This window comes from Bacillus sp. CR71, assembly GCF_003429245.1.
In the GTDB taxonomy this organism is placed as follows: Bacteria; Bacillota; Bacilli; order Bacillales; family Bacillaceae_G; genus Bacillus_A; species Bacillus_A thuringiensis_S.
In genome coordinates this window covers 88,200-91,293 of record NZ_CP031748.1, presented here as the reverse complement: position 1 = coordinate 91,293, position 3,094 = coordinate 88,200, and the positions used below count along the sequence as shown (strand labels likewise).

The following is a 3,094-nucleotide window of genomic DNA, read 5'->3' as shown; positions in this document are numbered from 1 at the left end:
AGCCCCGGTTTCCCGGAGTTATCCCAGTCTTATGGGCAGGTTACCCACGTGTTACTCACCCGTCCGCCGCTAACTTCTTGAGAGCAAGCTCTCAATCCATTCGCTCGACTTGCATGTATTAGGCACGCCGCCAGCGTTCATCCTGAGCCAGGATCAAACTCTCCAATAAAGTTAGTTTGTCTAGCATCTAAAAATAAAAATTGACGTTTCACGTTGTTTGTTTCGTTCAGTTTTCAAAGAACTACTTGGTCGCTCATTTGCGACTTCCTTATGTTAACATCTTCGTTAGTTAATGTCAACTAAGTTTTTCATTTCATTTGTCGCTTTCGACGTTATTGTCATCGGCGACTTGTTCTATATTACACTTCATTTGTATAATCGTCAACACCTTTTTATAAAGATATTCAAGTTAATATTTTTATGCTCTTTTAACTAGATACGCCTCTCCAAGGATTCATTACCGAAAAGCTACCTTCTGCTTCTATTTAACCTATTCTTCCAAAATATATTCAAGTTAATTTAAACCCTAGACTTAATTTGTACAGAAGTTTTTACCTAGCGAAACTAACAATCTTATTTTAATAAATATTAATACCTCTTTGTTTATCACACCCTCTATTAGAAACGATTGAAGATATACGTATTCTTATAACAGACAACGATACAAAAATCCATAATACACTCATATACTACTCTAGTTATAGAGTCCCAAGTTCTACTTATATGAAGTAATAGTTGCTTATCTGTTTACTCGTAAATATATAGAAGCACACTAATATATTTATTAACTATCCCTTTTTCACTGAAATATCAGCCTTATATCTCCTTCATCTTTAGTATCATCTATTTCCATACAGCTATATTCTCTTAATAAACATTTAAGATATGCTCAAGGTTTGAATTGATTAATAGCATTTCCTTTTTAAACACATATACTGGATTAAAAATACATACCTCAATTGATCAAGTGCACCGAACAAACATATGCAGAATACTCGTTCCTTTCATTACTTCACTTTTTATATAACATTAATAGATATTTATCCCATACCTATATTTACGTTTTACCGCTAAAAGAGCGAATCCTTTCACTAACAAAGCATTTAGTTTCATTTCTAGTATATATCCCCCTTTTAAAATACATATAGAATCATAATTTCCTTTGTTTCTATCTCCCCCTAAGAATACAATACACAACCATACAAAAACAATTCTACAACAAGGTATACGACGGCTGCACAATTATAAATCATAATCCCCTCAATACCTACAGAGGTGCTGTCCGCCTTTAACGCAAATATATACTAAAAAAATTTCAATATGAAATGGGCCGGAATTTCTATTCTAAGAAAAATCCGGCTTTTATTTTTAAGCAACAACCAACATCATTTTTACATTTAGTATTAAATGTCTATTCAATATTCTCTACTCTGGTAAAGGTGAATGTATCATATCTGTCACTGCATAATATAGATTTTCTGGATGTTCGGCTATCCGATGACATAAATATAAATACCGTTATTTTCCACGAGTCAAATATACTCTAGTGTTATGTCCTTTGTTTTTCAAATCTCTTAACATATCCGGACGAATTCCATATAACATTTCTATTTCTACATTAGGGTGACTAAAATATTGACGTTGCTCCATCTCTTTAATAAGAATTTCATCATGTGTAGCTATAGATACAGGGTGATGGTTTTCAGCTAGTTTTTCTACAATTTGAAGATACTGTTGATTTAAATCAGTTGATCTAGGCATAGCAATATCCGGAACTTCTTGATAGGCACCTTTTACAACTCTTATTTTTCCTGGATAATGAAGGAGTTCTTGAATATCATTGTTTGAGCGGTATAAATGTGCCTGTATTGTTATCCCTACATTATGATATTGCTCAGTTACCTTTTTATAAATGGAAAGAATGTCCGCTGCTTTAGATGATTCTTCCATACTTATCATAAGGGTAGTTCCATGTACTTTCGCCTTCTCTGCCAACTCCATTAAATGAATATAAGATATTTCTGGATCTATAGACAATCCAATATGAGATAAATCAAGTGATACTGTTTGTTTCATAGATAGAGTACCTATGTCCCCAATAAGATTCAAAAACTCATTTTTTTGCTTTATAACATCCCTCTATATCAAGAGTATTTTCCCCTATGTATTCTAGTGAAGTATGATAACCTTTTGTAATTAGTTCTTTTGCCGTCCCAATCCCCTCATGTCTCGTTTCTCCGGTGACAAAGCGTTTCGCAGCTTGTAACAATAACGTATAGAGTTCATTGGATTGTTGAACATATGCTTTTATATGTTCATTCCGTTTTACATACACCTTCTTTAAATCAGCTTATCCTTTCTAAATTTATTGCTGAAGATTATTTGGAACGGCATATTATGAAGATGAAAAAAATCTATAAAAATCGAAGAGACTTCCTTATCCAGCAATTAAAATCAACATTCTCAAATACAATCAATATTTTCGGTTATTTTACAGTATTACATCTGATTGTTGAATTCAATCAAGTTCAATTCACAAAAGAATTACTTGAGAAAATCCAACAACTCGGAGTGAAAGTATATCCTGTGGAAGATCACGCCATTGAAAAAGGAAAACATTACAATCGAATTATTATAGGGTATGGACATTTAACAACTGCAGAAATAAAAGAGGGTGTGAGTAGGCTCCAGAGGGTAATACTTCGTATATATATTCTTGTTAGCAAATAGACTTTAAAGCTTAGTCATATTTTTCTGAAGGTATGCTACTTAAATGTGAAATTCTAATAAAATAAAGTTGTTTCTTGCTAGATAAACTTACTCATAGAGCCCACATTAATTACAAGTTTATTTTACAAAACACAAAAAAGACAAGTCATTCTGACTTGTCTTAAAGTTGCTTGGCGACGTCCTACTCTCACAGGGACAAGGTCCCAACTACCATCGGCGCTAGAGAGCTTAACTTCCGTGTTCGGTATGGGAACGGGTGTGACCTCTCTGCCATCATCACCAAACTATGAAGGCATATTCCTTCAAAACTAGATAACATTTGCTACATATTATATGGTTAAGTCCTCGATCTATTAGTATTCGT

Annotated in this window: 1 rRNA gene and 2 pseudogenes; 1 reads left to right on the top strand and 2 read right to left on the bottom strand. The window is 33.4% G+C overall.

The annotated features are described in order from the left end of the window. Positions 1–1,425 precede the first annotated feature (1,425 nt). Positions 1,426–2,335, bottom strand: a pseudogene (locus DOS87_RS00495) (proline dehydrogenase family protein). Here DOS87_RS00495 and DOS87_RS00490 point away from each other — a divergent pair. Next, a pseudogene (locus tag DOS87_RS00490) lies at positions 2,254–2,730 on the top strand (PLP-dependent aminotransferase family protein); the annotation flags it as partial. The pseudogenes DOS87_RS00495 and DOS87_RS00490 sit on opposite strands and share 82 nt — an antisense overlap. A 168-nt stretch (positions 2,731–2,898) precedes the next feature. On the opposite strand, the gene rrf reads toward DOS87_RS00490, so the two are convergent. Next, positions 2,899–3,014, bottom strand: a 5S ribosomal RNA gene (gene rrf / locus DOS87_RS00485). Between the last annotated feature and the right edge of the window lie 80 nt (positions 3,015–3,094).